This is a genomic window from Longimicrobium sp. (assembly GCA_036389795.1).
Classification (GTDB): Bacteria; Gemmatimonadota; Gemmatimonadetes; order Longimicrobiales; family Longimicrobiaceae; genus Longimicrobium.
Genome location: DASVWD010000052.1, coordinates 1 through 19,073, shown reverse-complemented (window position 1 = coordinate 19,073; position 19,073 = coordinate 1). Strand labels below are relative to the sequence as shown.

Genomic DNA, 19,073 nt, shown 5'->3' with positions numbered 1-19,073 from the left:
CGCGCCGGTGACGGCGGGGCAGGACGAGGTGCTGCTGGGGAGCGCGGCGGTGCTGGCGGAGCAGCCGGAGTTCAGCAGCGGCGAGCGGCTGCGGTCGCTGATCTCGCTCACCGAGCAGCGCGACCTGCTGAAGAACGCGGTGGCCAACCGCGGCGCGGCCGACGGGCTGCGCATCACCATCGGCGGCGAGCACGCGGACCCGGCGCTCAGCGGATTCACGCTGGTGACGTCGGAGTACCGCCTGGGCGAGCTGAAGGGAGTCGTGGGCGTGATCGGGCCCACGCGGATGCCGTACGAGCGCGTCATCGCAATGGTCGAAGGCGCGTCGGCGATGGTGTCGGAGCTGCTGGTGTAGGACTGCAGGGAAGAGGGAACAGGGAACAGGGAATAGGGAATAGCCTGCAGCTCTAGCGCGGGGACGATGCGGCGCGAAGGGCGGGGCGCCTATCGTTGCCTACGGCGCGCGCGGCCCGGCCCGGAGCGCAGCGGAGGGACACGCCCAAACTGCAGTGAGTTAGTGAGTTAGTGCGTTAGTGCGTTAGTGCGTACTGCTCAATCAACGCACTCACGCACTCACGCACTCACGCACTCAGAGCAGGCCGCGGCGCTTGACGTCGAGGTAGCGGTTGACGACGGCGGGGACGGCGTCCTGGGGGCGGGTGTCGGCCACGAGCACGCCGGAGCGCTGCATGGCGGCCAGCGCGGCCTGGCGGGCCTGGAGCAGCTCCTCGGCGGCGGTGCGGCGGAAGACGGAGGCCTCGTCGCGGGGCTCCAGCGCGGCAGCCGCCTCCAGCTCCGGGTTGCGGATGGCGACGGCGATCGGGAGGTGGCGCTCGGCGGCGCGGCCCAGGTGCGCCACCAGCGCCGAAGAGGCGGCGGAGTCGATGATGTCGGTGAAGATCACCAGCAGCGAGCGGCGCCGGAGCTGCCGCGCCAGGTAGGTGAAGGCGGCCGGGTAGTTGGGCTCCACCATGCGCGCGTGCACCTCGCCCAGCGCGTCGGCCAGGCGCGCCAGCGTGGCCTTCGACGGCGGCAGGTACTGCTGCACCCGGTCAGCGAAGACCAGGAGCCCCACGTTGTCGCCGTGCATGGCGGCCACGTCGGCCAGCAGCAGCGCGGCGGTCAGGGCGTGGTCCAGCCGCTCGCGCTCGCCGGTGAGCTTCTGCGTCATCAGCCGCCCGGCGTCGATGGCCAGCAGCACGTTCTGCCGCCGCTCCACCTCGTACTGGCGCACGATGTGGGTGCCGCGCCGCGCGGTGGCCTTCCAGTCCAGCGTGCGCGGGTCGTCGCCGCGCACGTACTCGCGCAGGGATTCGAAGCTCCCTCCCTCGCCGCGCTGGCGGACCGAGCGGAAGCCGGCCTCGCGCAGGCGGTTGCGCAGCCCCAGCAGCCGGTACTGCCGCACCTCGCGCACGCCCGGCTGCACGCGCAGCGCGTCGGCGCGGGGCACGCGCCGCTGCCGCCAGGCCAGCCCCAGCGGGCCCAGGATGCGCAGGTGCACGTCGCCCAGCTCGGCGTCGCCGCGCCGGTCCGCGCGCACCCGGTAGGCGAGCGGCTCCACCCAGCCGGGGCGCAGCACCGCCTCCAGCACGTCGGGGCCCTCGCGCGAGAGGATCGGCGGGAGGTCGTCGGTCACCCGCACGCGCACGGGGCGGCCCGAGGTGCTGGCGAGCAGGAGCGTGACCTCGGCCGTGGCGCCGAGCGAGACGCGGCGCGGCCACTTCCGCTCCACCTCCAGCCGCTTCGGCCGCGGCGCCAGCAGCCCGTCGGCCGCCATCAGCGCCAGCAGCGCCAGGTCGAGCCACACGGCCAGCCGGGCGTCGAAGAGGAAGACGGGGGCGACCGCGGCCAGCAGCCAGAGGAGCCGGCGCGAGGGGAGGACGTTCACCGCGGGCGGGCCTACTCGCGCGGGGCGGGGAGCGTGGCCAGGATGGCGGCCAGCCGCTCGTCGACCGTCTGCCCCTCGACCTCGGCCTCGGGGGTGAGCACCACCCGGTGGCGGAGCACGGGGGGCGAGAGTGCCTTCACGTCGTCGGGGGTGACGAAGTCGCGCCCGGCGATGAAGGCCTCGGCGCGGGAGGCGAGGAAGAGCGCCACGCCGGCGCGGGGAGAAGCGCCCAGGGCGAAGCTCGGCTCCTCGCGGGTGGCGCGCACGATCCGGGTGACGTAGTCGCGCACGCTGGGCTCCACGTGCACGGCGGCCACGGCCTCGCGCAGGGACGCGAGCTCGGCGCCGGAGAGGACGGGGCGGATCCCGTAGGTCTCGGCGCGCTCGGCGGCGAAGCCCCCGGCGTAGCGGTCCAGGATCGCCCGCTCGGCGTCGGCGTCGGGGTAGCCGACCTGGATCTTGAGGAGGAAGCGGTCGAGCTGGGCCTCGGGGAGCGGGTAGGTGCCCTCGTACTCCACCGGGTTCTGCGAGGCGAACACGGTGAAGCCGGCGGGGAGGCGGCGCGTCTGCCCGTCCACCGTCACCTGGCGCTCCTGCATGGCCTCGAGCAGCGCGGCCTGGGTCTTGGCGGGGGCGCGGTTGATCTCGTCGGCCAGGAGCAGGTCGGTGAAGATCGGGCCCGGGTGGTAGACGAACTCGCGCTTGAGCTCGTCGAGCACGTTGACGCCCACCAGGTCGGTGGGCATCAGGTCGGGGGTGAACTGCACGCGGCCGAAGCGCAGCTCCAGCGCCAGGGCCAGCGAGCGGATCGCCAGCGTCTTGGCGGTGCCGGGCACGCCCTCCAGCAGCGCGTGGCCGCCGGCCAGCAGGCACACCAGCATCTGCCGGAGCACCTCTTCCTGGCCCAGGACCACGCCGGAGAGCTGCTCGAGGACGGCGCCGGCCTTCTCGGACGTCGGCGTGGCGGGGATCACGGATGTCACGGTCTCCTGACCTCTGCGAGGATGCGGTCCACGTCGCGGGCGAGGGCCACCAGGTCGGCCTTCCCGCCCTGCTCCCACTCCTTGCGCGCGCCGGCCGCGGCGGGGCCGGCCTGCGGGTGCGCGGCCAGGCGCTCCAGCAGCTCGGCCTCGGCGCGGTCGTCGCGCGGGGGGCGCCGCCCCAGCCGGCGGGCGAGCCCCGCCACCAGCAGCCGCCGGGCGGTGCGCCGGGCGCCGGCCTGCCGGTACGCCCCGGCCAGCGCCTCCACGTGCTCCAGCGGCGAGCGGCGCCGCGCCGGGGGCGACGGGAGCGGCCGCCCGAAGCGGCGCCCGTACAGCAGCAGGAGCAGGAGCCCCACCAGCCCCAGCTGCAGGAAGGCGTGCCCCAGGGGGCGGCGCGCCAGGAAGCGCCGCATCCCCCCGGTGAGGGTGGCCCCTTCGGTGTAGCCGTGGTGGTACTCGTCGAACACCACCGCCCCTCCCCCCGCGGCGGCACGCGCGGCCGCCCGGGCGAACAGCAGCGCCGCGCCGCTCTCGCGCAACGCGCGGTTGGTGAAGGGCGCCGCGTCGCTGAACGCCACCACGGTGCCGCGCCCGCGCCGCATCTCCAGCGCGAGCACGCGCCCGCCGTCGCCCACCAGGAGGGGGACGGCCCTGCGTTGCCGGATCGCCCGCGAGGTGTCGGCGAAGGCCCAGCGGAAGCCCGGCACCGGCTGCACGCCGGCGGTGAGCGGGTGCTTGCGCGGGCGGCCGGTCACGCCGTCGTGCTCGTCGCCGAAGATCTCGGGGACCGAGTCGGGGCGGGTGGTCACCAGCGCCAGCCCCAGCGAGTCGAGCCAGTCGTCGCCGGGGTCCGCCACGTACAGGAGCGTCCCGCCCGCGTCCAGGCGCCGCCCGAGGGCGGCCAGCTCCGCCGGGCTGGCGCCCTCGGAGGGAGCCAGCACGGCCAGCACCCCGGGGAGCGAGTCGGCGCCCGCGTAGGCCGCGCGGCGCTGCGCCACCGGCACCCCCAGCCGCTCCAGCGCCAGGTAGAGGGCGCGGGCGCCGGCGGGCCCGGCGGAGTAGCTGCTGAGGCGGGGGTCGTACTGGTCGGGGCGCGTCCCCGGCCCGGCGAAGAGGCCGATCACCAGCACGGCCAGGAGGAGCCCGGCCAGGATCAGCTTCTCGCGGCGGCTACCCATGCGCGCCCCCCTCGCCGGCCGTGGCCTTCAGCCGCTCGTACCCATCGGCGCCCAGCGGGCGGGCGCCGAACGCCACCGGCTCGAAGCCGCGCAGGAAGCCGTCGAGCACCCGCTTCGCCTCCTGGCTGCGGCGCGCCTCGCGGCGGTAGTCGCCCGGCGTCTTGGAGGGGTCGTAGCGCACGGCGCCGCGCTCGTCCAGCCGCAGCAGGAGCGCCTGGTAGAGGGCGAGCGCCGCCTCCCTCCAGCGCCCCGCGGCCGCCGCCTTGCGGGCGCGCTCCTCCCACTCGTCCGCGCGGCTCGCCCGGCCGCCCCGGCGGCCCCCCTCTCGTTCTCCCCCCGCCTCCCGCAGCGCCCAGGCGCGGGGGAGGACGCCGGCCAGGTGCAGCACCACGGCCACGCCCACGGCCGCCATCAGCGCCACCAGGATCCAGAAGAGGGTGCGGCCGCCCGCGGCGCCGGCGTCGAAGTCGGGGAGGAGGAAGTCGATGGCCCTGCCGATCCACCGGCCGATGGCGCGCAGCAGGTCGCCCACGGGCGAGCGGGCGGGCGGGGCGAACTCGGGGCGCCGGTAGACGTGGTCGAGCGCCTGGCGGACCTGCTCGGCGCCGGGGAGCGGGGCGGCCTGGGGCACGTCAGCGGGCCAGCGCCAGCTCCCGCACCATCCCCTCCAGGTCGTGCGCCTCGGTGCGCGCCCGGCGGTCGTAGTACAGGAGCACCATGGTGGTGACGAAGAAGGGGAAGGCCAGCGAGTACCCCAGCGTGCCGAGCAGCTGCTGCACGGCCACCGCCGCCGGGCTCATCGCCCCCGGGGTGAAGAGCGCCGCGAAGCCGTTGGTGAGCCCCATCGCCATCATGACACCCAGGATCGGCAGGATCATGATGAAGTAGCTCACCAGCACCATCCCCACCACCCGCGGCAGCGCCCCCCACGCCAGCGCGAAGGAGCGCCCGATGGCGTCGAAGGGCCCGCGCCGCTCCACCACGATCGCCGGGACGATGGCGAAGCAGAGCGAGCCCATGGCCAGCATCACCAGCAGCATCCCCAGCATCATCAGGATGGTGACCACGATGGCGAGCGCGCCGCTCTCGCCCGCCGCCACCAGCGCCACCCCCATCAGCAGGCCGAACACCACCAGCACCACGCCCATCACCGCCGAGAACAGCAGGCCGACCACGAACCCGGAGAGGAGGATCTTGAAGAACGAGCGCAGCCCCTGCCGGTACCCGTCGCCCAGCGACACCTCCTGGCCGGTGTAGGCCTGCGACGACTGCCGGGTGAGCGCGCCGAACATGGCCACGAACGCCAGGAAGCTGACGACCAGCATCAGGAGGAGGAGGCCGAACATCTCCAGGCTGGGCGTCTCGGTGGGCCCCATCCGCGCCGCGCTCCCGCTGAACCACCCCGAGACGATCCCCACGGGGACGTAGGGGATGAGCGCGGTGATGAAGAAGGTGAGGAAGTGGCGCCGGTACAGGGTGAACGCCCCGTCGAGGATCTCCCCGAAGGTGAGCGGCCGGAACGGTGAGGTGAACATCCTGAAAGACTTCCAGTGGGACGAGTGACAGGGGCGGCGCCCGGTCGGCGCGGCCGGCGGGAAGGTCCATTCTAGGCGGCGCGGCGCGCGGATGTCAATGGCGGGAGCGCGGTTGGGGACGGATAGTGCGAAGTGCGTGAGTGCGTGAGTGCGGGAGTGCGTGAGTGCGAAAGTGCGAAAGTGCGAAAGTGCGAGAGTGGTCGCCTCCGGATGGGAAGCTCGCCCTGTAGTATGTGCTCCCTCTCCCGGGCAGCGGGGGAGGGCCGGGGAGGGGGCATCACCGGCGGGTCTCGCACCAATTCCATCTCGGCAGCACCGAGTCGCTGAAGCACTACCCGTTCTCCGCGACAATGCCGGGGGCTCGCGCGGAAGCCCCGGCCTTTTCCACCGTCACCGTACGCGCACGACGACGGAGTCCGAGGCGCCGGCGGCGAGGGGGCGGTGGTGGGCGTCGGACCAGTAGAGGCGGAGCGCGTGCGTGCCGGGGGGGAGCGGGGGCAGCGTCCACCGGTAGCGGGTGCCGCCCAGCGGCCGCACGTCGCCCGCGGCCGCCATCAGCTCGCTGGGGCCGGCGCGCACGTGCACGTGGCGGCCCGACGCGGGGTCGCTGCCGTCGGCGGCCAGCCCGGTGCCGGCGTCGAACGTCACCGTGACCGGCTGCGCCAGCTCGGCGCCGGCGGCGGGCTCGAGCAGCACCAGGCGCGGCACCCGGTCCGCTGGCGCGGCCTTCCCGTCCTCCGCGCCGCCGCGCACCAGGAAGAACAGGGCGAGCAGGACCGCCAGGGCGCCGATCGCGCCGTAGACGCGGTCCACCGCCGACAGGCGCGGCCGGTCGCCCGGACGCCGTGCATCTTCTTTCACCATTTCGTAATCCATCCCTCGAACGCCGGTTCCGCGCGGCCCGAAGATGCACCGCGCGCGGCGTCCGCGCGAGCCCCCGGCGGACGGCGGTTGCCACGGGGGGTGCCGGGGGATAACGTTCGGTGCTCCACGACCCGTGCGTCTTCCTGCTCCGCCGGCTCCGGGCGGAGCGCTCTCGACTTTGCCGATGCCCCACGCGCCCGACCGTCCGCGAGCGGCCCCGCGCCGCCCGCTCCGCGCCTTCGCCCTCGCGGCGGCCTGCCTCGCCGCGGTGCTCGCCGCCACGCCCGCGGCGGCGCACACCAGGCTGCAGTCGTCCACGCCCGCCGCCGGCTCCGCCGTGGGCGACTCGCTGCGGGAGGTGCGGCTGCGCTTCACCCGGCCCGTCTCGGACGACCTCACCCGCCTGGTGCTGATGCTGGGCACCGACACCGTGGCGGCCGGGAACCTGGGCGTGGTGCCGGGGACGGACGGGACGGAGTACGCCTTCGCGCTCCCCGCCCGCCTGCGGCCCGGCGCGTACGTGGTGCACTGGCGGACGGCGGGCGCGGACGGCCACGTGATCCGCGGCGACTTCGCCTTCACCGTCGAGGGCGACACCACGGCGGCCGCGCCGGACTCGTCCACCGGCGCGGCGGCGGCGGGGGCGACGGCGGGTCTGCCGGGGACGCCGGAGGCGGTGGAGGCGGGGGGCTCGGGGACGTCGTCGCCCGCCGCCGGGGTGCTGCCGGTGCTGGTGCGCTGGGGCGGGTTCCTGGCGCTCCTGGGGATGATCGGCGCGGTGGCGTTCTACCTGTTCGTGCTGCGGCGGCTGCGCGGCGACGCGGTCCCGGAGCGGGTGGTGGACCGCGCGGCGTACGGGGCCTGGTACCTGGCGGCGGGCGCGGCGGCGCTCTCGGCGCTCACGCTGGCGCTGCGGCTCTGGATCCAGTCGGCGCAGCTGAACGGGGCGGCGGGGGCGTTCGAGAGCGCCAACCTCGACACGCTCCTCACCGGCACCACCTGGGGCGGGGCCTGGATACTCCAGGCGATCGCCACCGTGGCCTTCTTCGTGGGGCTGATGGTGGCGCGCGCGCCGCACGGCCGCTCGGTGGGGTGGCTGGGAGCGGCGGCGGCCGCGGTGCTGGTCTCGGCCGTCCCCGCGCTCTCGGGGCACGCGGCCTCGGAGGAGCGGCTGACCGCGCTGGCGATCGCGAGCGACACGCTGCACGTGCTGGGCGCCGGGGTGTGGATGGGGACGCTCGCCGCCGTGCTGGCCGCCGGCCTCCCCGCCGCGGCGTCGGCGCCCGGGGATGATGGCGTGCCCGCCTTCGCGGCGATGGTGCGGGCGTTCAGCCCCGTGGCGCTGGTGGGCGCGGGCGCGGCGGCGGCGACGGGGATCGTCAACTCGCTCTTCCACGTGAACGCGCCGGGCGAGCTGTTCGGCACCTCGTACGGGCTGGTGCTGCTGCTCAAGCTGGCGCTGCTGGGGGTGGTGGCCGCGCTCGGCTTCTACAACTGGCGCCGCGTCCTCCCCGACCTGGACGGCGAGAAGTCGCACGCACGGCTCCGCCGCTCCGCGGGGACCGAGCTCGCCGTGGGCACCGTGGTCGTGCTGGTCACCGCCGTGCTGGTCGCGCTGCCGACGCCGTAGAAAGGCGGCTGAAGCCGCGGCAACAACGGCGCAAAGCCTGCCTGCGCAGGCTCCTTCGGCGCAGTCCGCGCATTCGGCGCAAGGAGGGCGGGTTTTACAACCTCCCCCGGGACGGGGGAGGTGGCGACGCGGTAGCGGCGCCGGAGGGGGCCGCGAGGGGGCCCTCCCGTAGGCAGAATCCCTACACGGCGGTCGGGGTGTGGGGCGATGCGGCGGCGCGGTTTGCCGGACTGCCGGGCGGGGGGCGGGCTAAGATATTGGTCGCGAACGATTTCGGAGGGCTGGTCGCGGGGGGCGCCACCGCTTATCTTGGAGTGCCGTCCGTCCCGTCCGTGCAAGTCGCGCGCGGCACCGCCGCTCCCACGGTCCCGACGAACACTGCCGCGGCTCCGCCCGCGATTGCCTACGCCAAGGAGGTCTTCAATGCCTTTCGGTCTCGGTTTCGGGGAGATGCTCCTCATCACCGTCGTCCTGCTCCTCCTCTTCGGGGCCAAGCGCCTCCCCGAGGTGGCCAGCGGGATGGGGAAGGGCATCCGCGACTTCAAGCGCGCCATCAACGGCCTCGACGAGCAGTCGATCCAGTCCAACCAGCAGCAGAACTACCTGCAGTCCAGCGCCGCCGCCCCCCAGCCGCAGGCGCCCGCCGCCGCCGAGGGCGAGCCCAAGCGGCTCCAGTAGTCCTCGCCGCCGCGACGAAGATCGAAGGGGCTCCCGGTCCACGCGGCCGGGAGCCCCTTTCAACTGCAATGTTTCATACCAGATTGCCGAGCATTGTTCTGGTTGCGAACAGATTGGGAATCACACAGAGGACACAGAGAACACGGAGGAACTGAAGACGCGATTGGAGTTTCTCTGTGTTCTCTGTGTCCTCTGTGTGAGGCTTTATCAGAAAGCTGTACCCGAACGATGCTCTGCAAAGTGGTATCACACGGAGTCAACGGAGAACCTCTTTGTTGTTCCTCCGTTGACTCCGTTGACTCCGTGTGAGGCTTTTCCCCTGGCGATCTTGCCTCACCGCTGCCCGGTCCCCCCGGCGGCGGGCGGCGCGGCCTGGCCCGGCTGCCCGGCGCCGGCCGCGGGCGCGTCGGGGACCACCTGCGTGCGGCGGCCGCCCAGGTTGCCCTGCGCCAGCTGCCCCGCCACGCGCTGCGGGTACGACACCAGGTCCGGGTCGCCGTCGGAGACGAAGCGGTTCTCGGGGTTCTTCTTCCAGTGCTCGATCTGCCGCTCCAGCGCGCCCGGCGCCACGATGAAGCGGTCCACCGAGTGCGGGTTCCACGCCTTGTCGAAGGGCGACACGTTGGGGCCGCCCGACACCTCCATCACCACCTTGTAGTCGTACGTCTTCCCGTCGCGGTAGCTGCCGTGCCAGGCCAGCGGGCGGTTCTTCGGCCACATCCCCAGCGGCAGCGCCATGCTCACGATGTCGTAGTCCGCCGGCAGGTACGCCTTGAGCGAGTCCTCGCCGATCCCCAGCCAGTCCTGCACCTGGCGGTCGGTGCCCCGGTCCAGCCGCGCGTGGTAGAGCGTGTGGTTGCAGATCTCGTGGCCGTTCTCCACGAACCAGCTCATCTTCTTGCGGATGTTGGCCTCGCGCTGCTCGCGCGGCGTCTCCCGGTCGGGCGTCTCGCCGAAGAAGTTGGACGGGTGCGTGGCCGCGGGGAGGATGCACCAGGTGGCGCCCCCGCTCCACCCGGGGTTCTGCTGCTTGAACGCCGCCCACGACCCCACCATGGAGTTGGGGTCGATCTGGCCGTTCGGCAGGTAGTAGAACTGCCCCCGGGTGGCGTCGTCGAAGACGAAGACCACGGGCGTGGTGCCGCGGGGGACGTTGATGTTCCCCTCCAGCACGTTGCGCATGGTGACGGGCCGGTAGCCGTTCTCCCAGAGCAGCCGCAGGTCGGCCCGGAAGTGCTCCAGCGTGCGGATGAACTCGCCCTCCGCCTCGCCGGGCCGGGCCAGGCGGTGGTACTCCAGCACCATGATGCGGCCCAGCTCGTTGGGCGGCAGGTCCACCGTGGGCCCGCCGTCGTCCTGCACCGCCCCGCCGGCGCGACTCTGGGCGCCGCCCGCCTTCGCGCTGTCGGCGCCGGGCGCCACGGCCGAGTCGCCGCCGCCCGCCTTGCCGGCCTCCGCCTCGGGGCCGCCCTCGCTCCCGCCGCACGCCGCCAGCAGCAGCGCGAGCGCGGCCGCCGCGGCCGCCTCCCTGATCCACGCCCTCGTCATCGCCTGGTTTTCCCGGGATCGAATGGTACGCGCGAGCCACCCCGGCGTCCGCGCCGCGGGCGGCCGGGGTGCAAGGTCCATGCTTGGAACCGCGAGGGGACGGGGAACAGGGGCCGGGGAACAGCCGGCCGACCCCGCCCTTCGCGCCGTGCCCCGTAAAGTACCCTCTCCCGAAGTTGGGAGAGGGTGGCGACGCGGGAGCGGCGCCGGGTGAGGGCTGCCGTCACGCGGGACGGCGCCTCCGCGTCCCCGTCGCGGCGGGCGTCTCCCCGGCCTCCGGCCCGGAGAGGTCGGACGGCACCTCCATCTCCGCCTGCGTCTCCGCGGCCGTGACCGCGGCCGCGCCCTCCTCCGCGCCGACGCTCCCCGGCCCGTCCTCCTCGTCCTCGTCGGGCAGGCGCGGGAGGAGCTCCTCGGCCAGGGCGGCCAGCACGCGCTGGTAGACGAGCCGGGCGCGGATCTCGGGGAGCTTGAGGCGGTCCACGTACAGCTCCACGGCGCGCGTGGGATCCACCTCGTCTTCCAGGATCTCCACGAAGCGGCGGGCGTGCATGGCGTGCTCGTCCACCAGCTTCTCCTCGGCGCGGGCGGCGGCCAGCTCCAGCCAGAGCTGCTCCTCGGCGCTGCGCTTGCGGTGGCGCTGGATGAAGCGCAGCGCCCCCAGCGGCGTGGCGTAGCGCCAGTCGAACCCCCAGCCGCGGTGCCCCTCGCGGGCGCTGTCGTCGCGGATCTCCTGCTCGTCGAGCATGGTGACGGCGCGGGTGCCCACCGCCTCGGCGTCGTCGCCCTCCAGGTTCATCGACTCCAGGTAGCGCTCGATCGCCTCGTCGAAGGGCATGCGCGGGGCCAGGATCGACACCAGGTCGCCCGCCAGCCGGGCGTGCGTCTCGATCAGGTCCTCGCGGGCGGTGGCCTCGACGCGGTCCAGCCGGCGGTCGATGTCTTCGGGGAGGCGCTCGAACCACGACGACACGGGCGAAGGCATGGGCTCTCCTGCCGGTTCTGGAAGGCGGCGCGGCGCGTTTGCTCGGCCTCGCCGCGGCCGGTTACATTGTGGCGGCGCCGGGTCCGCCGGCGCGAGCGGCGGACGGGCGTTGCCCGTAAGATGGGCGCCCCGCCCCGCTCCTGACAACCGCCCCCTCGCGCGGACGCCGGCGAGGGGCGCTTCGGACTCGCTCGGAAGGCACGGCGAACATGGCTCTCTCGCGGAGCTCCTCGTGGAAGGAGCACCGGCTGGCGAACCGCCTGGACGTGGACGGCACGGAATACAGCGTGGACCTGGTGGCGCGCAAGGCCACCGGCGTGGAGGGGTGGAAGGTGACGGTGGTCTTCCTCCCCCGCGACGCCGGGAGCGAGGTGAAGGTGGACCTCCCCAACGCCTCGTCCACCGCCGAGGTGCGCCGCCTGGTGACCGAGCTGGAAGGCGCCGAGGAGCGCCTGCGCGAGATGTGCCGGGGGGCCCGGGGATAGAAGTCCTCGCGTCAAGGCTCGGCGGGGGAAGGGCGGCTGAAGCCGCGGCAACAACGGCAGGAAGCCTCGCCAGTCGGGTTCGGCGCCGGACGCGGTTTCGGTGCGGGCGAGGCTTGGGTTCGGCGCGGACGCGGGTTCTTGCGCCGGAGGCCACGTAGGGGCGAGGCATGCCTCGCCCGCAAAGCCGGTCCCCGCGCGATCTATCGCCGCCGCGCGCCGAATTCAGCCCTTCCCAGGCTTTGGAGAGGGTGCCGAGGTGTCCCCGGCGGGGTGAGGGGATGTCTGGTCTTCGGATGATGAAGGATAGAGGGTGATGGACAGCACTTCCGCGACCGCCGCGACCGTCGAATCCCCCGCCCCCGAGAGCCCGCTGCGGCCGCTGCAGGAGGCGGCGGGGGCGGTGTGGGCCGAGGTGGCGGGGCGGCCGGTGGCGCGGCACTACGGCGACTCACTCGGCGAGTACCGCGCGGTGCGCGAGGCGGCCGGCGTGGCGGAGCGCTCCGACCGCGCGCGCATCCGGCTGTGGGGGAAGGACCCCGTGCGGATGATCCAGGGGCTCGTCACCAACGACCTGGCCAATTCGCCTCCCGGGCAGGGCGTCTACGCGGCCATGCTCACGCCCAAGGGCCGCACCATCGCCGAGCTGCGCGCCTTCCGCCGCGAGCTGGCGTCCGGCGTCGAAGTCCTCCTCGACCTCCCGCGCGAGGCGCTCGAGGGGGTCCGCGAGCACTTCCGGAAGTTCATCCCCCCGATGTTCGCGCGCTGGGCCGACGTCTCCGACGCGCTGCCGGCGGTCGGCGTCCACGGGCCGCGCGCGAGAGCGATCGTCTCCGCCGTGCTCGGCGTGGAGCCGCCGGGAGAGGAGGACGCGCACGTGGAGGCGGAGCTCGGCGGGGCGCCGGTGCTCGTCGCGGCGACGCGGTACGTGGGCGGCGAGGAGGGGTTCGACCTGTTCGTCCCCGCCGAAGCGGCGGCGGGGGCGTGGACGGCGCTGGTGGAGGCGGGGGCGCGGCCGGTGGGGCTCGGGGCGGTCGAGACGCTGCGGATCGAGGCGGGGCGGCCCCGCTACGGCGCCGACCTGACGGAGGAGGTCATCCCCACCGAGGCGTTCGAGGAGTCGGGGCTGCTGGGCCGCGCCATCTCGTTCACCAAGGGGTGCTACACGGGGCAGGAGGTGATCGTCCGCATCGCCCACCGCGGCCACGTGAACAAGCACCTGCGCGGCCTGCTGCTGGGCGACGCGCCCGCTCCGGCGCCGGGCGCGAAGCTCTTCAACCCCGAGAACGGCCGCGAGGTGGGCTGGGTGACCAGCGCGGCCGTCTCGCCGCTCCTGGGACAGACCGTGGCGCTCGGCTACGTGCGCCGCGAGGTGCCGCCCGGCGCCGCCGTCCGCGTGGGCTCGGCCGAGGGCGCGGAGGCCGTGGTCGCCAGGCTGCCGTTCGCGAAGGAGTGAGCGTGGAGGAGGAGAACCGGTCGGCGCTCAAGGAGTGGGCGGCCGTCGAGCACGCGCTGGCCGAGGGGCGCATCACGCTGCTGGTGCGCAAGGGCGGGATCTACGAGAAGCGCGGCGGCTTCGAGGTGGAGCATCGCGAGTTCTGGATCCACCCCACCGGCTGGCACCAGAACGAGAGCGAGCTGGCGCCCGACTTCCGCGGCTACCTGGACGAGACGCCGCGCTTCGCCCCGGACCAGATCCCCTTCCGCCTCTACTGCGTGGTGGAGGACGCGCTGCGCGTGGAGAGCCTGGAAGCGCTGGAGCGGCTCGCCGACATGCAGCCGTTCACGCCGGAGACGCTGCGCGCGCGCTTCCAGTACCGCGGCAGGCCGTGGCTGCACGTACTGGTCGTCCGCGCCTTCCGCCTCCCCGAGCCGCGCCTGGTCGCCAACACCCCCGCCTACGAGGGCTGCGTCTCCTGGGTGGAGCTGGACGAGCCGCTCCCCACCGCCGGCGCCCGCCCCGTCCTCCTCGACGCCCAGTTCGCCCACCTGCGGCACGAGATCGTGCGCCTGCTGGGGGAAGACGGCGTCGTGCGGATCTGAGCATACGCCTCGACCGAACCTTCGAAAAAGCCTCACACGGAGGAAACGGAGTCAACGGAGGACCCCCGCAGTTCTCCGTTAACTCCGTTGACTCCGTGTGAGACCCAATCTTTTGCGGTCCCGCACCTCAGTCGCCGAGCCTCCTGGCCAGGGCCCGGCCGGCCAGGAACGCACCGCCCAGGGCGAGCACCCACGGCGCCGCGACGATCAGGGCGTCCAGCGGCTGGTGCTTCAGGTCGGCGCGGTGCTGGCCCACGCGCGAGCGGATGCCGTGGCGCTTGAACTCGGCCACCACCCCGGTCTCCGTGATCGGGTTGTCGGGGTGGCCGGTCAGCAGCGCCTCCACGCTGCTCTCCAGCACGTCCACCCGGTCGGCGGCCATCAGCAGGAGCCAGTGCGAGGCGCGCCCCTCGCTGAGCGTGTAGGCGTAGCGCCGGATCGCGCCGGAGACCCACCGGGGCGGGCACGTGGTGCCGAAGACGGGCGGCAGCATGCCGTGCTCGGGAGACTTCTCGCGCGGCCGCAGCTCCGGCTGCCGCTCGGGGAAGTGCCAGTGCGCGCCCGTGGCGGCGGGGTCGAAGCGCTCCATGGGGACCGCGGGGCGGTCGCGGTAGTCCAGGTCCACGCCCCAGCCGGGGATGCGGCTGCGCACTTCCTCCAGCGGCGGCGCGTTGGCGGGCTTTTCGGCCGTGTACGGCATCGTCTTATCCCCTCTCGTCAGTTCGGGACCACGATGGGCTTGATGCAGTTGTCCAGCTTGCTGCTGAACATGTGGTACCCCTCGGCGATGTGCTCCAGCGGGATGCGGTGGGTGATGATCTCGCTGGGCTTCAGGATGCCGTTCTTCACGTGCTCGAACAGCCGCGGCCAGTGGCGCTTGACGCTGCACTGGTTGGCGCGGATGGTGAGCCCCTTGTTCATGGCGTCGCCGAACTTGACCGCGCTGAACAGCGGGCCGTAGGCGCCCACCACGGCCACCGTGCCGCCCTTGCGCACCGAGTCGATGCACCAGTTGAGCGCCACGGGACTGCCGCCCTGCAGCTTGAGCTTGGTGGCCGTCAGCACCTGCATGAAGCTCCCGTCGGCCTCGGCGCCCACCGCGTCGATGCAGACGTCGGCGCCCAGCCAGTCGGTGATCTTCTTCATGTGCATCACGATGTCGTCGTACTCCGCGAAGTTGACCGTCTCCGCGTGGGCGAACGATCTCGCCTTCTCCAGCCGGTACTCCAGGTGGTCGATGACGATCACCCGCCCCGCCCCCATCAGCCAGGCGGACTTGGCGGCGAAGAGCCCCACGGGCCCGGCGCCGAAGACCGCCACCACGTCGCCCGCCTGGATGTCGCCCAGCTGCGCGCCGAAGTAGCCGGTGGGGCAGGCGTCGGTGAGGAGCACGGCGTCCTCTTCGTCCATCCACTCGGGGATGACGGTGGGGCCCACGTCGGCGAAGGGGACGCGCACGAACTCCGCCTGGCCGCCGTCGTATCCCCCGGTGGTGTGCGAGTAGCCGTAGATGCCGCCCACGGCCGTGGCGTTGGGGTTCACGTTGTGGCAGTTGGCGTACAGCTGCCGGGCGCAGAAGTAGCACGTGCCGCAGAAGATGTTGAACGGCACCATCACCCGGTCGCCGCGCTGGAGGTTCTGCACGGAGGGGCCCACCTCCTCCACCACGCCGATGAACTCGTGCCCGAACGTCTGCCCCACGCGGGTGTCGGGCATCATCCCGTGGTAGATGTGCAGGTCCGAGCCGCAGATGGCCGCCTTGGTCACCCGCACGATCGCGTCGTTGGGGTGCTCGATCGGCGGGATGTCCTTCTCCTCCACCCGGATCCGGTACGGCCCGCGGTACACCATCGCTCGCATGCGCTGCCTCCTTGAAAGTCTGCTTCCGGCGCAGGGGGCGGGAGAGGGCGCAAGGCACATGCCCCGCCCGCGCCAGCGGCCGACAACGGGCGCAGAGTGTTTGTACAGGCTGTCCAGGACGTGTGGCGGTGTCATGGGACCGCGCTCCCGGCGGGTGTCCGCCGCGGAGCACGGGAGTTGCCCCGCCGCGCCGCCCTTCGCCGGGCTCTCCGCGGGTCGCGCGCGGCTGTTCGGTATCGGCATCGCGCGACAATTGACACATAGCGCGCGCATCCCGCACTTTGATCTCCCGAGCGGGGCCCGATCAAGAGCCGGCACCGCCGGTCCAGCCTTCATCTACGGAGGACACATGAGCCGTTCGTCCACGTTCCTGCACTGGGTCCTGCTCGGCACCGCCCTCGCGGGCTCTCTCGGCTTCGGAGCCGCGCAGGCGCTGGCGAAGCCGGCCGGCGGCACTGCCGTGACCGCATGCACGGCCTATCCGGACCCGGATCTGGAGTGCAGCAAGATTTGCAGGCGGCAGGGCGCGAGCTACGGGTACTGCGACAGGGAGGACGGCCTCTGCATCTGCGTGCTCTGACAGGCGGAAAGGCCCTGCCGCGAGCCGCCGATCCCGGCGACTCTCTCGTCGGCGACCCGCATTGTCACCCGGCCGCCCGCGGCGTATCGTTCGGTCACCGCAGCGTCCACGTGACGGAGTGCCGTCGCACTTCGCACTTCGCACCCCGCACTTCGCACCTGCCATGACCCGCCTCGCCCGAGGCGCCGCCGCCGCGGCGCTCCTGCTCGCGTCCCCGCTCCTGGCGCAGGGGCTCCCCTCCATCGCCGACAAGACGCGGGGGATGGAGCGCCGGGAGGGCTTCGTGCCGCTCTACTGGGACGCGTCCGCCGGGAAGCTGTGGATGGAGGTCCCCCGCATGGGCGAGGAGATGATCTACCAGGTCTCCCTCCCCGCGGGGCTCGGCTCCAACGACATCGGGCTCGACCGCGGGCAGCTGGGCGAGACGCGCATCGTCCGCTTCGAGCGCACGGGGCCGCGCGTGCTGCTGGTGCAGCCCAACTACGGCTTCCGCGCCTCGGCCGAGAACCCCGACGAGCGCGCCGCCGTGGAGAGCTCGTTCGCGCAGTCGGTGCTCTGGGGGTTCAAGGTCGAGGCCGAGAGCGACGGCCGGGTGCTGGTGGACGCCACCGACTTCGCGCTGCGCGACGCGCACGGCGTTGTCCCCGCGCTGCGCCGCGCGCGCCAGGGCGACTACCGGCTCGACGCCTCGCGCAGCGCCCTCTATCTCCCGAACACGAAGGCCTTCCCCCGCAACACCGAGATCGAGGTCACCCTCACCTTCACCGGCGATCAGCCGGGCGCCTGGGTGCGCGACGTGGCGCCCACCCCCGAGGCGCTCACCGTGCGCGAGCGGCACTCGTTCGTGGCGCTCCCCGAGCCCGGGTACGAGCCGCGCCTGAGCGACCCGCGCGCGGGCTTCTTCGGCATCTCCTTCTACGACTACTCGACGCCGATCGACCAGCCGATCGTGCAGCGCTACATCTCCCGGCACCGGCTGGAGAAGAAGGACCCGCGCGCGGCGGTCTCGGAAGCCGTGGAGCCGATCGTCTACTACCTGGACCGCGGGGCGCCCGAGCCGATCCGCACGGCGCTGCTGGAGGGGGCGCGCTGGTGGAACCAGGCGTTCGAGGCGGCCGGCTACCGCAACGCCTTCCGGGTGGAGCTCCTCCCCGAGGGCGCCGACCCGATGGACGCGCGCTACAACGTGATCCAGTGGGTGCACCGCTTCACCCGCGGCTGGAGCTACGGCGCCAGCGTCGTCGACCCGCGCACCGGGGAGATCGTCAAGGGGCATGTCACGCTCGGGAGTCTGCGCGTCAGGCAGGACTACCTGATCGCCGAGGGGCTGCTCTCGCCGTACGCCACGGGCACGGAGCGGTCGCCGGAGGCGGAGCGGATGGCGCTGGCCCGCATCCGCCAGCTGGCGGCGCACGAGGTGGGGCACACGCTGGGGCTGGCGCACAACTACATCGCCAGCACGCAGGGGCGCGCCTCGGTGATGGACTACCCGCACCCGGTGGTGAAGCTGACGGCGGACGGCCGCGTGGACCTGGCGGACGCCTACCGCGAGGGGATCGGGGAGTGGGACAAGGTGGCCATCACCTGGGGCTACCAGGACTTCCCGGCAGGGACCGACCAGCGGACGGCGCTGGAGCGCGTGCTGGCACAGGCGCGCTCGCGCGGGATCACCTTCCTCACCGACCAGGACGCGCGGCCGGTGGGGGGCGCGCACCCCGAGGCGCACCTGTGGGACAACGGCGCCGACGCGGGCGCCGAGCTGCGCCGGGTGATGGCGGTGCGGCGCGCGGCGCTGGCGCGCTTCGGCGAGCGGGCGGTGCGCGCGGGCCGCCCCCTGGCCACCATGGAGGAGGCGCTGGTGCCGCTCTACCTCCACCACCGCTACCAGGCCGAGGCCGCGGTCAAGCTGCTGGGCGGCCAGTGGTACTCGTACGCCCTGCGCGGCGACGCCCAGGAGCCGCTGCGCCCCGTCCCCGCCGAGGTGCAGCGGCGCGTGCTCGAAGACCTGCTGGCGACGCTCGCCCCGGCCGAGCTGGCGCTGCCCGGGAGCGTGCTGGAGAAGCTCCCGCCGCGCCCCTTCACCTACGACCGGCACCGCGAGCTGTTCGACCGCTACACGGGGCTGGTGTTCGACGCCGTGAGCCCCGCCGCCACGGCGGCCGACATGACGCTCTCGCTCATCCTGCAGCCCGAGCGCGCGGCGCGGCTGGTGGAGCAGCACGCGCTCGACCCGCGCCTCCCCGGCCTGGAGTGGACGCTGGACCGGGTCGTCGCCTCCGTGGTCGACCGGCCGGCCCAGACGCCGTACCACGCCGAGCTGAACCGCGCGGTGGAGCGCGTGCTGGTGGAGCGGCTGATGCGCCTGGCCGAGGACGCCCCGATGCCGCAGGTGCGCGCCGTGGCCACCCTGGAGCTGCGCCAGCTGCGCGACCGCATGCGCGCGGAAGGGGCGACGGACACGGGGGAGCGCGCCCACCGCCAGCTCGTGGCCGCCGACGTCACCCGCTGGCTGGAGCGCGACTGGCAGCCCCGCGACCGCCGCGACCCGCTCACCCCGCCCCCGGGAGCGCCGATCGGGATGGACGACGAGTGGGAGTGGTGACGGCTGCCAGATCGGATTGAGGATGCGAGAGCCCCGGCCTGACGCGGACCGGGGCTCCGCGATTGGTTGTGCAAGGGAGATGTCATCCTGAGTCTACCACCGCGCTGCGCGCGACCACGGAGGATGAAACGGGTGTGGGAGCATAAATTGGGCGGGTGGCGTCGGCAAAGAGGTCGGTAAGCTCATTGGTGCGAGAGAGCCCGTTCCTGAGTCAGAC

Annotated in this window: 18 protein-coding genes; 8 read left to right on the top strand and 10 right to left on the bottom strand. The window is 73.5% G+C overall.

Features of this window, described 5'->3' with window-relative positions; all coding sequences use genetic code 11:
• Nucleotides 1–355: HrcA family transcriptional regulator (locus tag VF746_05930; protein HEX8691935.1), on the top strand; the 355-nt coding region annotated here is incomplete at its 5' end.
• A 234-nt stretch (nucleotides 356–589) separates the two neighbouring features.
• Here VF746_05930 and VF746_05925 read toward each other — a convergent pair.
• The 6 genes from VF746_05925 to VF746_05900 all read right to left on the bottom strand — a co-directional run bounded on the left by VF746_05925 (nucleotide 590) and on the right by VF746_05900 (nucleotide 6,448).
• Nucleotides 590–1,888 carry a DUF58 domain-containing protein gene (locus VF746_05925; protein HEX8691934.1) on the bottom strand — a complete coding sequence of 433 codons (1,299 nt, stop codon included), beginning with the start codon at nucleotides 1,886–1,888 and terminating at the stop codon, nucleotides 590–592.
• A gap of 11 nt (nucleotides 1,889–1,899) precedes the next feature.
• The gene (locus tag VF746_05920; protein ID HEX8691933.1) at nucleotides 1,900–2,871 is read right to left on the bottom strand and encodes a MoxR family ATPase; all 972 of its coding nucleotides are present in this window, start codon (nucleotides 2,869–2,871) and stop codon (nucleotides 1,900–1,902) included.
• Complete coding sequence (locus VF746_05915) at nucleotides 2,868–4,049, bottom strand: DUF4350 domain-containing protein (protein ID HEX8691932.1); 1,182 nt, start codon at nucleotides 4,047–4,049, stop codon at nucleotides 2,868–2,870. The genes VF746_05920 and VF746_05915 overlap by 4 nt, the downstream gene beginning before the upstream one ends.
• Nucleotides 4,042–4,680 (bottom strand): DUF4129 domain-containing protein, encoded by a 639-nt coding sequence (locus VF746_05910; protein HEX8691931.1) that lies wholly within the window; start codon nucleotides 4,678–4,680, stop codon nucleotides 4,042–4,044. Before VF746_05910 ends, VF746_05915 begins: the two co-directional genes overlap by 8 nt.
• Nucleotide 4,681: 1 nt before the next feature.
• Nucleotides 4,682–5,584: a hypothetical protein gene (locus VF746_05905; protein ID HEX8691930.1), complete on the bottom strand. Its 903-nt coding sequence runs from the start codon at nucleotides 5,582–5,584 to the stop codon at nucleotides 4,682–4,684.
• A 390-nt stretch (nucleotides 5,585–5,974) separates the two neighbouring features.
• Entirely contained in the window at nucleotides 5,975–6,448 is a 474-nt protein-coding gene (locus VF746_05900) for a hypothetical protein (GenBank protein HEX8691929.1), read from the bottom strand.
• Nucleotides 6,449–6,632: 184 nt separating this feature from the next.
• On the opposite strand from VF746_05900, the gene VF746_05895 reads away from it, so the two are divergent.
• Together VF746_05895 and tatA are read left to right on the top strand one after the other, a co-directional pair.
• Nucleotides 6,633–8,078, top strand: coding sequence for a CopD family protein (locus tag VF746_05895; protein HEX8691928.1), 1,446 nt, complete (start codon nucleotides 6,633–6,635; stop codon nucleotides 8,076–8,078).
• Nucleotides 8,079–8,501: 423 nt separating this feature from the next.
• A complete protein-coding gene (gene tatA, locus VF746_05890; protein ID HEX8691927.1) occupies nucleotides 8,502–8,756 on the top strand; it encodes a twin-arginine translocase TatA/TatE family subunit in 255 nt (84 codons plus the stop codon).
• Between the two features lie 333 nt (nucleotides 8,757–9,089).
• Here tatA and VF746_05885 read toward each other — a convergent pair whose 3' ends face one another.
• A complete protein-coding gene (locus tag VF746_05885) occupies nucleotides 9,090–10,304 on the bottom strand; it encodes a hypothetical protein (GenBank protein ID HEX8691926.1) in 1,215 nt (404 codons plus the stop codon).
• A 223-nt stretch (nucleotides 10,305–10,527) separates the two neighbouring features.
• Entirely contained in the window at nucleotides 10,528–11,289 is a 762-nt protein-coding gene (locus VF746_05880) for a hypothetical protein (GenBank protein ID HEX8691925.1), read from the bottom strand.
• A 209-nt stretch (nucleotides 11,290–11,498) separates the two neighbouring features.
• Between VF746_05880 and VF746_05875 the strand changes: the two genes are divergently transcribed.
• From VF746_05875 to VF746_05865, 3 genes are all read left to right on the top strand, one after another.
• Complete coding sequence (locus VF746_05875) at nucleotides 11,499–11,774, top strand: hypothetical protein (protein HEX8691924.1); 276 nt, start codon at nucleotides 11,499–11,501, stop codon at nucleotides 11,772–11,774.
• A gap of 313 nt (nucleotides 11,775–12,087) precedes the next feature.
• On the top strand, nucleotides 12,088–13,227 hold the full coding sequence (locus tag VF746_05870; GenBank protein HEX8691923.1) for a glycine cleavage T C-terminal barrel domain-containing protein: 1,140 nt from the start codon (nucleotides 12,088–12,090) through the stop codon (nucleotides 13,225–13,227).
• Between the two features lie 2 nt (nucleotides 13,228–13,229).
• Nucleotides 13,230–13,814, top strand: a complete 585-nt coding sequence (locus tag VF746_05865; protein ID HEX8691922.1) for a DUF1802 family protein — start codon at nucleotides 13,230–13,232, stop codon at nucleotides 13,812–13,814.
• Between the two features lie 127 nt (nucleotides 13,815–13,941).
• Here VF746_05865 and VF746_05860 read toward each other — a convergent pair whose 3' ends face one another.
• The gene (locus tag VF746_05860; GenBank protein ID HEX8691921.1) at nucleotides 13,942–14,514 is read right to left on the bottom strand and encodes a hypothetical protein; all 573 of its coding nucleotides are present in this window, start codon (nucleotides 14,512–14,514) and stop codon (nucleotides 13,942–13,944) included.
• A 17-nt stretch (nucleotides 14,515–14,531) separates the two neighbouring features.
• Nucleotides 14,532–15,674: a zinc-dependent alcohol dehydrogenase gene (locus VF746_05855; protein HEX8691920.1), complete on the bottom strand. Its 1,143-nt coding sequence runs from the start codon at nucleotides 15,672–15,674 to the stop codon at nucleotides 14,532–14,534.
• Nucleotides 15,675–16,023: 349 nt separating this feature from the next.
• On the opposite strand from VF746_05855, the gene VF746_05850 reads away from it, so the two are divergent.
• Together VF746_05850 and VF746_05845 are read left to right on the top strand one after the other, a co-directional pair.
• Nucleotides 16,024–16,254 carry a hypothetical protein gene (locus VF746_05850; GenBank protein HEX8691919.1) on the top strand — a complete coding sequence of 77 codons (231 nt, stop codon included), beginning with the start codon at nucleotides 16,024–16,026 and terminating at the stop codon, nucleotides 16,252–16,254.
• A 163-nt stretch (nucleotides 16,255–16,417) separates the two neighbouring features.
• The gene (locus VF746_05845; protein ID HEX8691918.1) at nucleotides 16,418–18,856 is read left to right on the top strand and encodes a zinc-dependent metalloprotease; all 2,439 of its coding nucleotides are present in this window, start codon (nucleotides 16,418–16,420) and stop codon (nucleotides 18,854–18,856) included.
• Nucleotides 18,857–19,073: the final 217 nt, after the last annotated feature.

Bases quoted from the DNA above. Each gene is read 5' to 3' on its own strand.
- VF746_05915 (HEX8691932.1), bottom strand. From the start codon at position 4,049: ATGGGTAGCCGCCGCGAGAAGCTGATCCTGGCCGGGCTCCTCCTGGCC.
- VF746_05905 (HEX8691930.1), bottom strand. From the start codon at position 5,584: ATGTTCACCTCACCGTTCCGGCCGCTCACCTTCGGGGAGATCCTCGAC.
- VF746_05900 (HEX8691929.1), bottom strand. From the start codon at position 6,448: ATGGTGAAAGAAGATGCACGGCGTCCGGGCGACCGGCCGCGCCTGTCG.
- VF746_05895 (HEX8691928.1), top strand. From the start codon at position 6,633: ATGCCCCACGCGCCCGACCGTCCGCGAGCGGCCCCGCGCCGCCCGCTC.
- tatA (HEX8691927.1), top strand. From the start codon at position 8,502: ATGCCTTTCGGTCTCGGTTTCGGGGAGATGCTCCTCATCACCGTCGTC.
- VF746_05885 (HEX8691926.1), bottom strand. From the start codon at position 10,304: ATGACGAGGGCGTGGATCAGGGAGGCGGCCGCGGCGGCCGCGCTCGCG.
- VF746_05880 (HEX8691925.1), bottom strand. From the start codon at position 11,289: ATGCCTTCGCCCGTGTCGTCGTGGTTCGAGCGCCTCCCCGAAGACATC.
- VF746_05875 (HEX8691924.1), top strand. From the start codon at position 11,499: ATGGCTCTCTCGCGGAGCTCCTCGTGGAAGGAGCACCGGCTGGCGAAC.
- VF746_05870 (HEX8691923.1), top strand. From the start codon at position 12,088: ATGGACAGCACTTCCGCGACCGCCGCGACCGTCGAATCCCCCGCCCCC.
- VF746_05860 (HEX8691921.1), bottom strand. From the start codon at position 14,514: ATGCCGTACACGGCCGAAAAGCCCGCCAACGCGCCGCCGCTGGAGGAA.
- VF746_05855 (HEX8691920.1), bottom strand. From the start codon at position 15,674: ATGCGAGCGATGGTGTACCGCGGGCCGTACCGGATCCGGGTGGAGGAG.
- VF746_05850 (HEX8691919.1), top strand. From the start codon at position 16,024: ATGAGCCGTTCGTCCACGTTCCTGCACTGGGTCCTGCTCGGCACCGCC.
- VF746_05845 (HEX8691918.1), top strand. From the start codon at position 16,418: ATGACCCGCCTCGCCCGAGGCGCCGCCGCCGCGGCGCTCCTGCTCGCG.